We start from the raw sequence: 15,672 nt of genomic DNA on the forward strand, positions 1-15,672 counted from the left end.
CTCCCTGGGAAACGGCCGGTTCTCCGGTCCGCAGATCGTTTCAATCCCAGCGCCTGAGCGCCTGGATCACGAAAGAGGCGCCGCCCAGCGCGACGACGATGTCGAGCAGCAGCGCGTGGACCTTGAGCGGGATGCGGGCGAGCAGCGCCCTGGCGAGCCAGGCGCCGGGGAACATGCAGATCCCGATCACTGCGCCGAGCCAGGCCTGCGCGCCCGTCAGCACCGCCGCCTGGCCGAAGACCAGCGTCTTGATGAGATGCATGGTGAGCCCGACGATCGCATCGGTCGCGACCAGCGCAGCCCCCGCCAGGCCGGCGCCGAGCAGGATCGGAATCACCAGCAGGCCGCCGCCGATCGTCGTGCCCGAGAGCAGGCCGAATACTGCGGACGCCGCGAGCAGGCCGGCCGGCCCGACCCTGAAGCTCCGGCCGGCGAACACACGCTTGAGCACCACGACGGCGATGAGGAAGAGGCCGAGCACCAGCCCCGCCGCTTCATCGGGCTTCGTGTAGAGTAATGCGCCGGCAAAGCAGCTGGGAATCGCCGCCAGCAGGATGCGTCCGGTGACCGGCCAGTCGATCAGCCGCCAGAAGGCGCCTACGCGTGCAACGTGGCTCAGCAGCATCGCGACGCTGAGCGTCTGCACCACGGCGGCGACGCCGATGATCGGCGCCAGCACCAGCGAGAGCACGATCGCGCCGCCCGAGCCTGTCAGCGCGCTGAGCAGCGAGCCAATCAGTGCCGCGGCACCGACGGCAAGCGCCGTCGCCACATGCGCGGCCGATCCGAGCAATGCCGGGTCGGCCAGCAACGTCACGGCAAATAGGCCCCGCCATTCACATGCATGGTCTGGCCGGTGAGGTAGCGCCCGTTCGGCCCGGCGAGATAACGCACCATCGCCGCGACCTCCTGCGGCGTGCCACGGCGGCCGACGAGCGTGTGGTGGCGCTTGTGATGGTCCGGTTCGGCCGCCGAATGGCCGCCGCGCACGGTGCCGATCAGGCCCGGCGAAACCAGGTTCACCGTGATCTCGCGCTCGGCCAACTCCTGCGCCAGCGCCTTGGTCAGCCCGTCGAGCCCGGCCTTGGCGGTGACCACATGGGCGCGCTGTCTGGCGCCGGTATAGGCGGTGAGTCCGCCGATATTGATGATCGCGCCGGCCCCGCTCGCGGTCAGCGCCCCGAGCGCCGCCTGGGAGCACAGGAACGGCCCGTCGAGGATGACGCCGAGCACCTGATGCCACTGCGCCAGCGTCATGTCCGCGAAGGCGACCTCGCCGCGAATGGCGGCGTTGTTGACGAGTATGTCGAGGCGGCCGAACTGCTTGAGCGTGGCCTCGACAGCGGCGCGCACCGAGTCGGGTTTGGTGACATCGGCGAGTTGCGCTGCCGCGCGGCCACCTTCGGCCTCGACGGCGGCGACCATCTCGCTGAGTCCGGCCTCGTCCGAAAGTCCCACGCCCATCACCGCCGCTCCGCCCGCAGCGAGCTCCAGCGCAATGGCCCGGCCGATATTGCGGGCCGCGCCGGTGATCAGCGCGACCTTGCCTTCCAGCTCGCGCATCGTTCAGCCCCGCGCCGCCGAGAGATCGACTCCGCCACCCGCGACGATTTCGTCGAGCACGGCAGCCACCTTGTCGGAACGCTCGCGCGCCCAACCGCCGAAGGCCGCATTGTCGTGAAACTTCTGCAGGAGGTCGGCAGCCGAGAGCGGCTCATGCGCGCCGCCGCGCATATGCGGCTGACGCATCTCGCGCACCGAACCGTCCGTCAGCGTGGCCTTGATATGGCCGCTGAAATTGCGCGGATATTCATCGGCCGGATTGATCACGTAGGAGACCTTGGCGGCAAGCGCCCTCACCTTCGCCTCGGCCACGCGCTCCTCGGTGAACTGACCCAGGCCCGCGCCGCCATCCATGAAGCCGACGGCAACACAATAGGGCGTCGAGAACTTCGCGGCATAGGCATTCGGCGGCGCCTGCTTCAGCGCCAGCGGCTCCCAGAGCCGGTGCACCGTGCCCTCGCCGACCTGGCATTCCATGCTGACGATGTCCTCGGCCTTCACGCCCTGCTTCGCGAGGGCAACGGCGCAATCGACGAAGGGCTGGGTCATCGTCCCGCAGGCATAAGGCTTGAAGGCGAGCGTCTCGAGGATCCAGCTTTCGCCGAGCCTGTCGAGCAGCGGCACGAAGTCGGGCGTCTTCGACGGCGCGAAAGCGCGGTAGAAGCCATGATGGCCCTCGATCACCGTCGCCGGACCGAGGAAGCCGGCCTCGGCCAGGAAGGCGGCACGAATGCCGGCCTGCGCCGCCGCGCCAGCATGGAGCCGCTTGGTCCAGCTGCCATCGGCGAGATATTCGATAATGCCGGAGGCCAGGCTGCCGGCAATGCCGATCGCATGCGAGATCAGCGCCGGCGGCAGGCCGAGCGCGCTCGCCACTGCGGCAGCGGCAGCCGGCGCACCGATCACCGCCGTCGGGTGGAAGCAGGCCTTGTGGATCGCCTGCGGAGCGACGAGGCTCATCCGGCACATCAGCTCGGTGCCAACGGCGACGCCGCGCAGCACCGCCTCGCCCGAGAGCCCGCGATGCTCGGCCGCCGCCAGCACGGCCGGCACGATCACGGCGCCGGCATGGATCGGTCCGCCTTCGAACGTGTCGTCGAAATCCTCGCCATGCGCCGCCGTGCCGTTCACCAGGGCCGCGTCATAGGGACCGAGGCCGCCGGCATGGCCGATCGCGGTTGCCTTGCCCTCCGAAGCCGTCGAAGCCACGGCGGCGCGGACATAGTCGGTGTCGCGCGCGGCGACGCAGAGCCCGGCAATGTCGAGCAGCAACAGCCGGACGGTCTCACGCGCCTTGGGACTGGCGGTCGCGTGGGCGGCGAAGCTGGCGAGCCTGAGCGCGACCGGCTCGCCGATGGAAGTCTGATGGTTCACGCGTGCGCATCCTTGAGCTTGGCATTGCGCGCGTCGCGGAATTCGCGGACGAGCGACAGGGTGACGAAGACGAACGAGGCGAGCAGCAGGCCGACCGCAATCGGGTCTTCGAGGAAGATCGTGTGGTCGCCACCCGAGAGCAGCAGCGAGCGGCGATAGCTCGACTCGACCATGTGCCCGAGCACGACACCGAGGATCAGCGGTAGCAGCGGATAGCCGGCACGGCGCATCAGGTAGCCGACAAGGCCCATGCCGAGCGCGATGCCGAGATCGGCCAGCGAGGTGTTGAGGGTAAAGATGCCGGAGAGGATCAGCGCCAGGATGAAGCCGGCGAGATAGGCGCGCGGCCGGTTCACCAGCCAGACACAGACCGGCAGCAGCAGGATGCCGACGAGGATCTGCGCCAGGGTCGCGATGAATGAGCCGAGATAGAGCCCGACCACGACATCGGCATTCTGCTCGAACAGGCGCGGGCCTGGCAGCAGGCCGTGGATCAGCAGGCCACCGAGCAGCACCGCTGTCGAGTTCGAGCTCGGGATGCCGAAGGAGAGCAGCGGGATGAGCGCGGCGCTGGCCACCGTGTTGTTGGCGGTCTCGGGCGCCGCGACGCCCTCCTCCGAGCCCTTTCCGAACTTCTCCGGCTCCTTCGACCAGCGCCTGGCCTCGTTATACGAGAGAAACGCAGCGATCGAGCCGCCACCGCCGGGCGTCAGGCCCTCGAACGTACCGAGCAGGCAGCCGATGAATTGCGAGCGCTTCAGCCTGTTCATCATGCTCAGGCTCGGCAGGCGCACCCGTACCTGCTCGCTGACGCCGCCAAGCCCCTTCGAGCCCGACTGCATCATCAGCTCGCTGACCGCAAAGACGCCGATCATGATCAGTACCGGCTCGACTCCGCCCAGCAATTCCGGGCTGCCGAAGGTGAAGCGGGTCACGCCCGAGATCGGGTCGGTGCCGATCGTCGCGATCATCAGCCCGACGACGGCCGCCGCCAGGCCTTTCAGCAGCGAGCCGTTGGTCATCGAGGCGATGACGCTGAGGCCGAGGATGCCGAGCGCGAAATAGGAGGTCGGCTTGAAGGCGAGCGCCACCCAGGACAGCGGCTCCGTCAGCATGATCAGCATCAGCAGACCGAACAGGCTGCCGATCACGCCGGACCAGAGCGAGATGCCGAGCGCCTCGCCGGCGCGGCCTTGGCGCTTCATCTCGTAGCCGTCGATCACGGTCGCGGCGGCGGAATTGGTGCCGGGCGTGCGGATCAGGATGGCCGGGATCGAGCCGCCATATTCGGCGCCGATATAGGTGCAGGCCAGCAGCACGATCGCCTGAACCGGCGCCATGCCATAGGTGAAGGGCAGCAGCAGGGCCATGGTGATCGAGGCCGAGATGCCGGGAAGCGAGCCGCCAATGATGCCCCAGATCAGGCCGATGATCGAATAGAGGATGATCGGCGAGCCGAACAGAAGATCGAATGCGATACCGAGCGAATGCATCATCGCCTCCTCAGAGCATTTTCGAGCGAAGGGAGCATCGGTTCGCGTGAAGAAAATGCGTCAGATCAGATAGTTAGAAGAACCAGCCTGAGGGCTGATGCACGCCGAGAAGTTTGACGAAGATGCCCCAGTAGAGGAGCGCTCCGCCGAGGGCGGTGGCGAGGGTCTTCCAGTTCCGGGGCGCGCCCTCGTAGAGTGCGACTGCACCGATCAGCAGCGCGATCGCGGGCAGGTAGCCGATGATCGGCACAAGCACGACATAGGCGACGCCGAAGGCGAGGAAGCCCAGCGCGCGCGGCAGCGCCGAGGTCTCGTCCTCATCCTCTGACGGGGCCGAGGCCTCGGCGGCAGGCCGGGGCGCCGGCGAGAGCGCCCCGGCCATCACCGCCCGCGCCGTCAGGATGAGGCCGAACCCGGCCAGGATATAGGCCAGGATGCGCGGCAGGCCGGTCGCGCCGACATCGTCGGAGAGCGAGCTCTCCGCGATGTCGCCGATCGCCCAGTAATACAGGCCGGCAATGACCAGCACGACGATGCCGCCGGCGAGGTCCCTGAGAGCTGCGTGCTCGCGCATGGTATAGGTCTTTCCGAATAGATTCCGGGCTTGGATGCAGCCGGGGCGGCGGCGTCACTTGAGGACGCCGCTCTCCTTCAGGAAGGCTTCGGTGACGGTGCCGAAATTCTGGATGAAGCCCTGGTATTTCGCGTGCGGGATGAAATTCGCGACGAGGCTCTCGGTCCGGTAGACCTTCTTATAGTCCGGATCGGCCAGCACCTTCGGCACCGCCTCGTCCCAGATCTTGGTGATCTCGGGTGGCAATCCCTTCGGGCCGGCGAGCCCGCGGAACTTCTCCAGCGCGACCGGATAGCCTGATTCCTTCACCGTCGGGATGTTCGGGAAGGCCTCCATCCGCTGCGGATCGAAGGTCGCGAGCAGGCGGATCTTGCCGGCCTCCAGTTGCGGCCTGATCTCGGGAATCTCGCCGATGCCGATATCGAGCGTGCCGTTGAGCACATTGATCATCAGGTCGCCGCCGCCCTCATGCGAGACCACCGCCGGAAACACGTTCGCCGCCTTCTTGAGCTGTTCGGCGGCCTGGCGCTCCAGCGAGGCCGGATTGGCGGCGCCCCAGCGGCCGCGCGAGACCTGCGCCTTGTCGATCACGTCCTTCAGGGTTTTGTACGGGCCGTCGGCGCGGGTGTAGATCACCTCCGAGTCGGTGAAGAAGTTCACCAGCGGTTCGACATCCTTGTAGCCGTACTGAACCTTCGAGAGCAGCGAGGTGTAGATATAGGTCGGCGTCGTCGCGTAGAAGACGCTGCCATCGGCCGGGGCCGTCGCCAGCCGCGAGACCGCGCGCGCGCCGCTGCCGCCCTGCACGTTCTCGACGATGAAGGTCGCCTTGATGTATTTCGGCAGGTGCTTGGCCATCTCGCGCAGGAAGACGTCGCTGCCGCCTCCCGGGCTCGAATGGGTGACGAGCGTCACCACCTTTTGCGGATAATCGACCGGCGTCTGAGCAACGGCGTGACTTGCCGACCAGGCCGACAGGCTGGCGGCGACGGCAGTGGCGATGGCCAGATGTCGCATGGTATCCTCCCAGGGACCGATGAATGGGCCTCCCTGCATCGGAGAGGCCTCTTTCGATTGGTGCGGCGGCGCGGCTTCGGCCGCGCCTGCCGGTATCAGTGCGCGGCGCCGCGCAGCGGCCTTGCCGCAGTGGTGGTGTCGAAGACGAGCTGCTCGGCGAGCGTCTCGATCCGCGGCAGCTCATCGACCTTCCAGGCCATCTCGAGCAGCTTGTCCTGGGCGGCGTCGCTGATCGCGCCCTCGGCGCACATCCGGAACTTGGCCTCGAGATCGGCGTCGCTGATCGGATTGTCCGGGCCGCCGCGGTAGCGCTCGTCCGCCCATTCGACGAGCTTGCGGCCATCCTTGGTGTCGACCTCGATGCGCGAGCGGATCTTGTCATAGCCACGCGCGTCGATCTCGGGATCGCCGAGAACCTCGGTGCGCTTCTGCATGTCCTGCATCGCCGCCCCGGCGACGAACTCGTCGCTGAACTCGTGATGGCTGGCGCGGCGGCACAGCGCGATCATCGAAAGCAGCGCCGGCATCGAGAACTTGGCCTGGAGATGGTTCTGCGCCAGCGGGTAGCGGATCGGCTCGAGAATGTTCTTGCCGGCAAAGAAGCGGATGCGCTCGATCTGCTCGGGCTTGAGATCATGCTTGAGCACCAGCGCCAGCATCGCATCCATCGACTGGTGGGTCAGGATGCCCGACGGATAGGGCTTGATGCTGATGCCGGGCTCGACGATCGTCAGCGTCTTGCCGAAGCCCTGCGGCAGCTTCTCCTCGGAGAGCCCCTCGCCCATCACCTGGAAGAAGCCCCACTGGCCGTCGAGCGCGGCCGGATCGGCGGTGAAGCCGCGCGCCGCGAGCAGCGCCGCAGTGACGCCGTTCTCGGAGGCGCGGCCGACATGGAGCGGCTTGGTCATCGTGCCGAAGTTGCAGCGGATGCCGGCGGCGAAGCTCGCCGCGATGCCGAGCGCATGCGCCGCCTGGCTGCCCTTGAGGCCGAGCAGCTTGGCAGCCGCGGCGGCGGAGCCGAAGGTACCGACCGTGCCGCTGGTATGGTGGCCGCGGCGATAATGGCGCGGCGTCATCCATTCCGAGATCTTGCACTCGACCTCGAAACCGGTCTGGAAGGCGAGCATGAAGCGCTTGCCATCGACGCCGCCAAGGCGCTGCGACATCACCAGGGCCGCCGTCAGCGGCGGCACCGAGGGATGGGTCAGCAGGCCGTAGACATGGCGCGGATCCTGCGAGACCTGGGTATCGTCCCAGTCATGGGCATGGCCGGCAGTGCCGAGCACGCGGGCGGCGAGCGCGGCGGGAACACGGGTCTGGCCATGGCCGATCAGCAGCGCCTCGGCCTTGCCGCCGGTCTCGGCCGCATCGGCGGCCAGCATGCGCACCGAGCCCTCGAGCCCGCCGGCGAGATAGAGGCCCAGCGTATCGATGATGCAGCGCCGGCCGATCCGCAGCGCCTCGGCCGAGAGGTTGTCATAGCTCGCCGTTTCCATGAATTCGACGGCGGAGGCGGTGACGTGGTTGAGCTCGGTCATGGCGTGTCCGGTTTTCCCTTGTACGGTGGCGGTCAATTGGTCAGGCGCGGCGCCTGCGCCTCGGCCTTCTGATAGGCGGCAAGCAGGCGCGCCTTGGCGCGGGCGACATGGTCGGAATGGGCGCGCTGCGCCCGCTCTGGGTCCCGCGCCGTGACGGCCTCGACCATCTCGCGATGCTCGAGGTTGGAGACCTCGAGACCGCCGCCCTGCACCAGGCTGCGGGCGCGGAAGAGATGCAGCTTCTTGACCAGCCCACGATACTGCGCGGCGAGCGTGGCATTACCGCAGGCATCGATGATGAATTCGTGGAAGGCGAGATTGAGCGGGTAGTAGCGATCGAAATCGCGGCTGCGCGCCGCCGCCTCCATCTGCTCGAGGTAACCCTTCAGCCGCGCGATCTCCGCATCGGTGATGCGCGCAGCGAGGAGCTTGCCGGCAAGCCCGAACAGCACCGTGCGCACGTCGTAGATCTCGATCGCCTCCTCAACCGCCGGCTGGCGGATGAAGACGCCGCGATTGGGAATGAGCTCGACCAGGCCGAGCCCTTCGAGCGCCCGGAGGGCCTCGCGCACCGGACCGCGGCTAGTGCCGAAGCGCGTCGCCAGCAGGTTCTCGTTGACGCGCTTACCCGGCGGGATCTCCCCGCCGAGGATCGCCTTCTCGATCTCACGCTCAAGCACGCCTGAGAGCGAGCGGGTGCGGAGGATCGTCAGAGCATCGTCGGTTGCGTTCATGTCATCGGGTTATAAACGTCAACTGAAAACTGTCAACAGTTTGCAAAGCAAGCGTCAAGCGCCTGCCACGAGGGCGATCGTATCCGGACAGCAGGCGGCGATCGCTCACGATGCAGCCCGATTCCGAACGGAATGGACCTGTTTCCCCCGGGCTGTGCCGACCGCTCGCTCAGCGCTTGGAGCGTGACGTATTGAGGGCCACGGCTGCGCGAATGAGGGCCTTCAACGCTTCCTCATCGACCTCACCGCCTTCGCGGAAATCGATGGCGCGCCTGGTATTGCCCTCGAGGCTGGAATTGAACAGGCCTGCTGGATCGTCGAGTGAGGCCCCCTTGGCGAAGGTCATCTTGACCACGGCCTTGTAGGTCTCGCCGGTGCAGATCAATCCGCTGTGGGACCAGACCGGAACCCCGCGCCACTTCCACTCCTCGACCACTTCGGGATCGGCCTGCCTGATCAGCGCACGGAGCCGGGCGAGCATCTCGCCGCGCCAGTCTCCCAGCTCCGCGATCCTCGCATCGATCAGCTGGGAGGCAGAGGCTGCGCCGTCCTGAGCGTCTCTCGGATTCGCCTTCATGGATGCCGCCTTCATCATGGTCGCGCCCCGCGCTTCATTTCCGCTCACAGTCGCTCGCCGGGCAATTGGCTCGCCTGCTTTACCCAATCGACGAATTGAGCCTCGTCGAGCTGGCCCTCGTGGATGTCGAGATAGCGCACGTCCTTGTGCTTCGATTGCCCCGCCGGGAGAGGCTGCAGCGACGCGCCGCGGAAGAAGGTCACCTTGATGTAGTTCGTGAAGACATGAAGGCTGAGGAACCAGCCCTGCCCCTCATCCGCAACGCCGTAGAAGGGCGAGTTCCATTTGACCGCCTTGCGCACGCCGGGGATCGTGCGCGCGATCAGGGCGTCGAGCCGCCGCCCGACATCGCTTTTCCAGCCCGGCATGGCCGCAATATAGGCCTGCACGGGGGCGTCGCCATAGCCTTTCGCGATCTGAGGATTGCCGCCTGAGAGCAGCATCGGCTCGGCGCCGCCCGGCTTGGCGGCAACCACTTTCGCGGTCCCCTTCGGCTTTTTGGGCGCCTCTCCGGCCATGCGCTCACGTCCTTGCATCGGCGCGTCGCCTGCCCCGCCATTGCGCGGCATAAGGCAGCGCGAACATGTACAGCCCGCTGAACAGCAGCAGGAAGAGAGGCAGCAGCGGCGCGTAGACGATCCAGAGCGGCCGCTCGTTCAGCCCCAGCACGATGAAATTGGCGATGACCGTCACGGTAAAGACAATGGACAGCCAGCGATGCGCCTGTCGAATCCATGTATTCATGGGGATCTCCCTATTGCCGCGCGTCGCAGCAGATTTGACGATCGATGCCGGTGGATCTCAGTCCGCCTGCGCCAGGATCTGCTCCAGCTTCGTGAAGAACTGCTGCCAGCCGGCGCCAGCGCCGTGATAGGCCTGCTTCTGGTTCGGCCGGAACCCGGACTGTTCCATGCGCAGATGCGTCCCCGTTCCGGTCGGGGTGAGCGTGAACGTCACCACGCTCCGCAGGTCAAAGGCCGCATCCTCGTGCGAGAAATTCCATGTGTAGGACAGCGACCTGTTCGGTTCGACGGCGAGGACCTCGCAATCGAGCACACCGCCCCAATCGCCGCGAAGATTGAACTGGTGCCCCACGACAGGCTTAAAATCATTCTTCATCAGCCACTCCTCGATCAGGTGCGGTTGGGTGAGCGCACGCCAGAGCTTCTCCGGCGGATGAGCGATCTCGCGCTCGACGACGACGGAGCGCGTCTCGGCCGATGCTTCGGTCATTGGTCCATCCTTTTCAGCAAATCCTCGAGATCGTCGAACCGGGTTTCCCAGTACCCGGCCATCTGGCTCGTCCAGTCGAGCAGCGGCGCCAGGGCACCGCGCTGCGCGCTGTAATGCGTCTGGCGGCCCTCATGGCGGTCGCGCACTAGCCCGGCCTGCTTGAGGGCCCCGAGATGCTTCGACACGGCCGGTTGCGAGACGCCCGCCTGAGCCGTCAGCGCCGCGACGGTCTGTTCACCGTGACGGCACAGCCGCTCGAAGATGGCCCGCCGCGTCGGGTCGGCCAGCGTCTTGAAGAGCAGATCGGGGCTGTGCTGCATCGGAACCCATAACCCAATAGTTATTGATCAAACCAATAACCAGCGAGTTATGAGTAGTCAAGCGGCAGCGCCGGATGGCGCGGACTGGAACTGCGAGGCGACGCTATGCAGCCTCCGATCGCGATCAGAACCCTCGAAACAGAGCCTCGAACAGCTTGTCGATGAAGGCAGCCTTGCACCGGTCGGGATCGAAAACGGCCGTCAGCGTCGCGCCCTGCGCGGTGATCTCCGGGAATGGCGCGACAAGCCGGCCCTGGTCGATGAGATCGCGCAGCACGCTCGGCGGGCCGATGACGCAGCCCTGCCCCGATATCGCCGCCTGAGCCGCGATGTAGAAATGCGGCGCCGAGCGGATTGCCGCCGGCCGCTTGATTCCCGCAGCCTCGATCCAGCCTTCAAGCTCACCGCTCCGCGTTTCCGCAGCAAAGATGGTCTCGGCTTCGACACCGGCAAGACCAGTGGCGCGCAACGCCCCGGCGCGCTCAGGCGGGGCGAGTAACGTCAACCGCTCGACCCCGATTTCGCGGTGCCGCCAGCCTTCGGGCCGCCAGGAGGTGCGCAGAATGGCGATGTCGAACTGCGCGCTCTGCCAGTCATCTGTCGTGTGGAGCGCCGAGACGCGGATGGCGCGTCCGCCCGTCGCCGCCTGCGCATCGACCAGGCGTGGCATCAGCCAGTGAACCGAGAGCGTTGCATTGGCGGCCAGTGTGAGGACATGGCGCTCTCCCTTGCGCGATGCAGCCTCCCAGCCATTGCGGATCTGTTGCAGGCCGGCTCCGACGCTCTGCGCCAGCTCCGTTGCGAGCGCGGTCGGGCGCAGGCGGTGCCCCTTCTCGAACAGGGGAGCATCGATGGCTTCCTGCAACTGCCCGAGCTGCTTGCTGACCGCACCGGGCGTCACACACAGGTCATCCGCAGCGGCAACAATGTTGCCGGTACGGACGACCGCCTCGAGAGTCTCCAGAGCACGCAGTGAAGGCATTCGCGACATTGGATTTAACCTGAGCTCAAATTCAGGCGAACATAAATCGCTTTCATGTCGGCGTAAACAAGTCGATATAGCCCTCGGTAAAAGCAAAAACCGAGAGCGAAAGTGCCTGATAACTCAATATATACGAACGGCCGCGGCTATTTGCTGCCGAAAATACCTATTGTTGTGATCTGCTATGATGGATTTGATCCATCATATCTTGCAGACGCAGCCATAAGACGCATCTCGCCGCGCGTGTCCGATATGGCGGAGAACGGCTTCTACGCCAGCGCGCACTCGGCCATGCCGAGCTTCACCAACCCGAACAACGTCTCGATCGTCTGCGGCGCTCCGCCGCGCGTCCACGGCATCTCCGGCAATTACTGGTATGATCGCGCCACCGGCAAAGAGGTCATGATGACCGATGCCGGCCCGCTCAGCGCGCCGACGATTCTCGCCGGCCTCTCCCAGGCGGGCGTGAAGGTCGCCGCCGTCACCGCCAAGGACAAGCTGCGCAAGGCGCTGGCGGTCGGGCTGGCAGGCGAAGGCCTGCAAGGCATCGCCTTCTCGGCCGAAAAAGCGTCCGCCTGCACCGTGGCGGAACACGGCATCTCCGGCGAGGAAGCGCAGGCCGGACAGCCCGTTCCCGACCAGTACTCGCCGGAACTCTCGCTCTTCGTGCTGGACGCCGGGCTTCGCCTGCTCCGGACCGGCCGGGCGCAGGTGCTCTATCTCTCGCTCTCGGACTTCGTCCAGCACGCGCATGCGCCGGGCGCGCCGGAATCCGACGCTTTCATCCGATCGGTCGACCGGCGGGTCGGAGCGCTGCTGGATGAAGGCGCGACGGTCGGCATCGTCGCCGATCACGGCATGACCGATCTCTCGCTCGCCGATGGCTCGCCGAACATCCTTTACCTCGGCGACCGGCTCGATGCCCGCTACGGCGCCGGCCAGACCCGGGTCATCTGCCCGATCACCGATCCGTTCGTGCGCCATCACGGCGCGCTCGGCGGCTTCGTCCGCGTCCATATCCTCGGGGATCTCGACCATGACGAGGTCCGTGATTTCGTGAGCCGGCTTCCCGGGGTCGAGCTCGCCTTGCCGCGCGAAGAGATGTGCCGCCGCTTCGACCAGCCGATGGAGCGGGAGGGCGACGTCGCCGTCATCGCCGGCAAGGGCGTCGCGCTCGGCACTCACAAGGGCGCCCATGCGCTCGGCGAACTCGCCGGCGCCCGGCTGCGCTCGCATGGCAGCGTGGCCGAACGCGACGTGCCCTTCCTCGTCTCGCAGCCGCTCAACGCGACCTATCGGCGCAAGGCGGCGACCGAGCAGCTCCACAACTACGACATTTTCGATTTCGTGCTGAACGGCACGCGGTCCGAGGGGAACTGAGCGATGACCGACAAACGCCGCGCCGTCGTCCTCATCCTCGATGGGCTCCGCCGGGATTTCGTCACCCCCGAGCTGATGCCGCGGCTCTCGGCTTTGCGGGAGCGCGCGACCTGGTGCGCGCAGCATGGCTCGGTCTTCCCATCCGTGACCCGCGTCGTCTCGTCGAGCGTGGCGACGGGCTGCCGGCCAGCCCGCCACGGTCTCGCCGGAAACACGATCGCGCTGGTGGATAATGGCGCGCTCGCCCTGTTCGATGCCGGCAAACCCGAATTCATTACCGAGAAGCAGCGCCTTACCGGCGAGGCCCTCGCCATGCCGACGCTGGCCGAACGGCTCGCTCCGGTCGGCGGCGTCGTCATCTTCAACAATGTCTCGCCTGGCGCGGCCTATCTGCATGACCCGCTCGGGCACGGCCATGTCTATCACCGCGCCGGCAGTTTCGGTCCGGGGCGGGAGCCGGTCGCGGCTGGACAGGCGCTCAGGATCGCCGGCGATCTCGACGGCGATGCCGCCCTGGTCGCCCGTTTCACGAGTGAGGCGATCGAGGACGGCAAGCCGGCGCTGGCGCTCGCCTGGCTCGGCCATCCCGACACGACCCAGCATGATTATCCGCTCGGCTCGCCGGAAAATCACGAGGCACTGCGCAGGGCCGACGCCCATGTCGGCACGGTCATCGATGCCGTCGATGCCGCCCGCGCGCGTGGCGAGGAGATCCTGCTGCTTGTCGGCTCCGATCACGGCCACCAGACCGTCTCGGGTGTGGTTGACATCGCCGCCGAGCTGATCGCGGCGGGCCTGAAGGAGGCCCCGGAGTCGACCGATGTCGTCGTCGCGCCGAACGGCACCGCGGCGCTGATCTATGTCGATCCACAATACGAGCGCCGTGTCGCGCCGCTCGCCGCCTTCCTTGCCGAGCGCTCCTGGGTGGGCAGGCTGATCACGCCCGACGAATTCTCGGCATTCGGCATTCCCGCAGGCGGAGGGCTCGCCTTCGCCGTGTCGATGGCGGCCGATGACGAGGCCGTCAACGAATACGGCGTACCGGGCCTCAGCCTCGCGGCCAAGCCGGCGGGCGGCAAGGCCGACCGGCTCGGCTGCGGTCAGCATGGCGGGCTCGGCCGCTACGAGCAGTCGCCGGTGCTGGTGCTGGACGGCCCTGGCTTCGCGGCCGGCGCGGTGGCCGCCGAGCCGAGCTCGGCCATCGACCTGGCCCCGACCCTTCTCGCCTTTCTCGGACATGACGCGGACGGCCTCGACGGCCGATCGCTGCAGTTTCGCCCCTGACCTTCGCACCACCACTCGGAGACGCAGCCATGACCCGTTTCAGCAGTGATCACGGCCTTGACCGCCGCACTTTCCTCGCCGGCAGTGCCAGCCTCGCCGCCGCCCTTGCCGTCCTGCCCGTCGAGGCCTTCGGCCAGACCGCCCGCAAGGGCGTGCTCAAATATGCCACGCTCGGCCTCGACACCTCCGACCCGCATCGCCACACCGGCAGCATCGCGGTGCAGCAATGCTATGTCGAGACGCTGACCTCGATCGCCGCCGACGGCTCGGTCGAGCCCTTCCTGGCCGAGAGCTTCGAGATCTCGCCGGACGGTCTGAGCTATCGCTTCAAGCTCAGGCAGAACGTCAAGTTCCACAATGGCGACGTGATGAGCGCCGCCGACGTCGCCGCCAATTTCGAGCGCGTCAAGACCAAGGTGAAGGGCGGCTGGCTCGTCTCCGCCATGAAGGGCGTCGAGAAGCTGGAGACGCCCGACGCGACCACGCTCGTCGTCACGCTGAAGGAGCCCTATTCGCCGCTTCTCAGCCTGCTGTCCGAGCTCTGGATCCTGTCGCCGAAATCCGAAGGCTGGGACGACACGATCAAGACCCCGATCGGCACCGGCCCCTTCACCTTCGGCACCTGGCAGCCCAAGGTGAAGCTGTTCGCGCCGGCCTTTGCCGACTATTGGAAGAGCGGCGCGCCCAAGGTCGAGGCGGTCGAGTTCGATCTGCGCGACGGCGTCGACAAGAGCCTCGCCCTGCGCGCCGGGGACGTCCACATCATCAGCGCCGAGCGTGAAGCCGCCGAAGGTCTCGAGAAGGCCGGCGTCGCCACCATCTCGGGCCTCAAGGACTCGACCTGGTACTTCGTCGCCTTCAACAACCGCAAGCCGCGCAAGCCCTTCGACGACGAGCGCGTCCGCCGCGCCCTTGGCCTCGCCGTGGACAAGGCCGCCCTCATGAAGTTCGTCGGCGGCGACAAGGGCATCGTCACCAATCAGATCGTCGCGCCCGGCAATGTCTATTTCGACCAGGCCAGCCATGACGCCGACGCTTTCCGCAAGCCGGATCTCGACCAAGCCAGGAAGCTCCTGGCCGAAGCCGGCGTGAAGCCGGCCGACCACACGATCGAGTTCGTCTCCTGGCAGGAGCCCTATGCCCAGGTCGTCGTCCAGATGGTGCGCAAGCTCGGCTTCAAGGTGAACCATGTCGCGCTCGACGATATCGGCGCACAGAAGCGCCTCGGCCAGTACGATTGGGACATGAACGCGATGGCCTCCGGCCCGCGCGCCGATATCTTCCTGCGTTATGTCCGCCTGATGAGCGACGGCCCCAATCCGGTCCTCTGGGGCGGCATCCAGGACCCGGATCTCGACAAGCTGATCGACGAGGCGGTGAAGGAGCCAGACGCCGCCAAGCGCAGGGCGACCTATCTCAACGCCTCCCAGCGCGTCATCGACAAGGGCTATTTCTACGTGCTCGGGCACGCGCCGAGCCTGATCGCCGTCCGCAAGGGCGTGAAGGGTTATGACCCCGGCTTCACCTGGGCCTGCCACTGGGCGAGCGGCGGCGTCGCCCACACCTCGATCGACGCCTGATCTGACGGCGGGAGGGCGGCGGC

17 protein-coding genes are annotated in these 15,672 nt (G+C 66.8%); 3 read left to right on the top strand and 14 right to left on the bottom strand.

Annotated features, from left to right (window positions below):
• Positions 1 to 40: 40 nt before the first annotated feature.
• The 14 genes from EV560_RS09855 to EV560_RS09920 form a co-directional block, all read right to left on the bottom strand.
• Positions 41 to 817, bottom strand: coding sequence for a sulfite exporter TauE/SafE family protein (locus EV560_RS09855; RefSeq protein WP_131855589.1), 777 nt, complete (start codon positions 815 to 817; stop codon positions 41 to 43).
• Complete coding sequence (locus tag EV560_RS09860; protein ID WP_131855590.1) at positions 814 to 1,563, bottom strand: SDR family NAD(P)-dependent oxidoreductase; 750 nt, start codon at positions 1,561 to 1,563, stop codon at positions 814 to 816. The genes EV560_RS09855 and EV560_RS09860 overlap by 4 nt, the downstream gene beginning before the upstream one ends.
• A gap of 3 nt (positions 1,564 to 1,566) precedes the next feature.
• Complete coding sequence (locus EV560_RS09865) at positions 1,567 to 2,937, bottom strand: MmgE/PrpD family protein (RefSeq protein WP_131855591.1); 1,371 nt, start codon at positions 2,935 to 2,937, stop codon at positions 1,567 to 1,569.
• The gene (locus tag EV560_RS09870; RefSeq protein WP_131855592.1) at positions 2,934 to 4,430 is read right to left on the bottom strand and encodes a tripartite tricarboxylate transporter permease; all 1,497 of its coding nucleotides are present in this window, start codon (positions 4,428 to 4,430) and stop codon (positions 2,934 to 2,936) included. Before EV560_RS09870 ends, EV560_RS09865 begins: the two co-directional genes overlap by 4 nt.
• A 73-nt stretch (positions 4,431 to 4,503) precedes the next feature.
• Entirely contained in the window at positions 4,504 to 5,004 is a 501-nt protein-coding gene (locus tag EV560_RS09875; protein WP_131855593.1) for a tripartite tricarboxylate transporter TctB family protein, read from the bottom strand.
• A 54-nt stretch (positions 5,005 to 5,058) separates the two neighbouring features.
• A complete protein-coding gene (locus tag EV560_RS09880) occupies positions 5,059 to 6,021 on the bottom strand; it encodes a tripartite tricarboxylate transporter substrate binding protein (protein WP_131855594.1) in 963 nt (320 codons plus the stop codon).
• Positions 6,022 to 6,116: 95 nt separating this feature from the next.
• Positions 6,117 to 7,559 (bottom strand): MmgE/PrpD family protein, encoded by a 1,443-nt coding sequence (locus EV560_RS09885; RefSeq protein ID WP_131855595.1) that lies wholly within the window; start codon positions 7,557 to 7,559, stop codon positions 6,117 to 6,119.
• Positions 7,560 to 7,591: 32 nt separating this feature from the next.
• On the bottom strand, positions 7,592 to 8,293 hold the full coding sequence (locus EV560_RS09890) for an FCD domain-containing protein (RefSeq protein ID WP_131855596.1): 702 nt from the start codon (positions 8,291 to 8,293) through the stop codon (positions 7,592 to 7,594).
• A 169-nt stretch (positions 8,294 to 8,462) separates the two neighbouring features.
• On the bottom strand, positions 8,463 to 8,888 hold the full coding sequence (locus tag EV560_RS09895; protein WP_131855597.1) for a DUF1801 domain-containing protein: 426 nt from the start codon (positions 8,886 to 8,888) through the stop codon (positions 8,463 to 8,465).
• Between the two features lie 26 nt (positions 8,889 to 8,914).
• The gene (locus tag EV560_RS09900) at positions 8,915 to 9,388 is read right to left on the bottom strand and encodes a DUF1801 domain-containing protein (RefSeq protein ID WP_131855598.1); all 474 of its coding nucleotides are present in this window, start codon (positions 9,386 to 9,388) and stop codon (positions 8,915 to 8,917) included.
• A 4-nt stretch (positions 9,389 to 9,392) separates the two neighbouring features.
• Positions 9,393 to 9,614 (bottom strand): hypothetical protein, encoded by a 222-nt coding sequence (locus EV560_RS09905; protein ID WP_131855599.1) that lies wholly within the window; start codon positions 9,612 to 9,614, stop codon positions 9,393 to 9,395.
• Between the two features lie 57 nt (positions 9,615 to 9,671).
• Positions 9,672 to 10,103 carry an SRPBCC family protein gene (locus EV560_RS09910; RefSeq protein ID WP_131855600.1) on the bottom strand — a complete coding sequence of 144 codons (432 nt, stop codon included), beginning with the start codon at positions 10,101 to 10,103 and terminating at the stop codon, positions 9,672 to 9,674.
• Positions 10,100 to 10,423 carry an ArsR/SmtB family transcription factor gene (locus tag EV560_RS09915; protein WP_131855601.1) on the bottom strand — a complete coding sequence of 108 codons (324 nt, stop codon included), beginning with the start codon at positions 10,421 to 10,423 and terminating at the stop codon, positions 10,100 to 10,102. Before EV560_RS09915 ends, EV560_RS09910 begins: the two co-directional genes overlap by 4 nt.
• 124 nt (positions 10,424 to 10,547) lie before the next feature.
• Positions 10,548 to 11,501: a LysR substrate-binding domain-containing protein gene (locus EV560_RS09920; protein ID WP_131855602.1), complete on the bottom strand. Its 954-nt coding sequence runs from the start codon at positions 11,499 to 11,501 to the stop codon at positions 10,548 to 10,550.
• Between the two features lie 15 nt (positions 11,502 to 11,516).
• Between EV560_RS09920 and phnA the strand changes: the two genes are divergently transcribed.
• The 3 genes from phnA to EV560_RS09935 are packed head-to-tail and all read left to right on the top strand — an operon-like array spanning position 11,517 to position 15,649.
• A complete protein-coding gene (gene phnA / locus EV560_RS09925) occupies positions 11,517 to 12,785 on the top strand; it encodes a phosphonoacetate hydrolase (RefSeq protein ID WP_131855603.1) in 1,269 nt (422 codons plus the stop codon).
• 3 nt (positions 12,786 to 12,788) lie between these two features.
• Complete coding sequence (locus EV560_RS09930; protein ID WP_131855604.1) at positions 12,789 to 14,069, top strand: alkaline phosphatase family protein; 1,281 nt, start codon at positions 12,789 to 12,791, stop codon at positions 14,067 to 14,069.
• A 29-nt stretch (positions 14,070 to 14,098) separates the two neighbouring features.
• Positions 14,099 to 15,649, top strand: coding sequence for an ABC transporter substrate-binding protein (locus tag EV560_RS09935; RefSeq protein ID WP_131855605.1), 1,551 nt, complete (start codon positions 14,099 to 14,101; stop codon positions 15,647 to 15,649).
• Positions 15,650 to 15,672 lie beyond the last annotated feature (23 nt).

The sequence above is a fragment of the Allobosea sp. BK604 genome, assembly GCF_004341515.1.
Classification (GTDB): domain Bacteria; phylum Pseudomonadota; class Alphaproteobacteria; order Rhizobiales; family Beijerinckiaceae; genus Allobosea.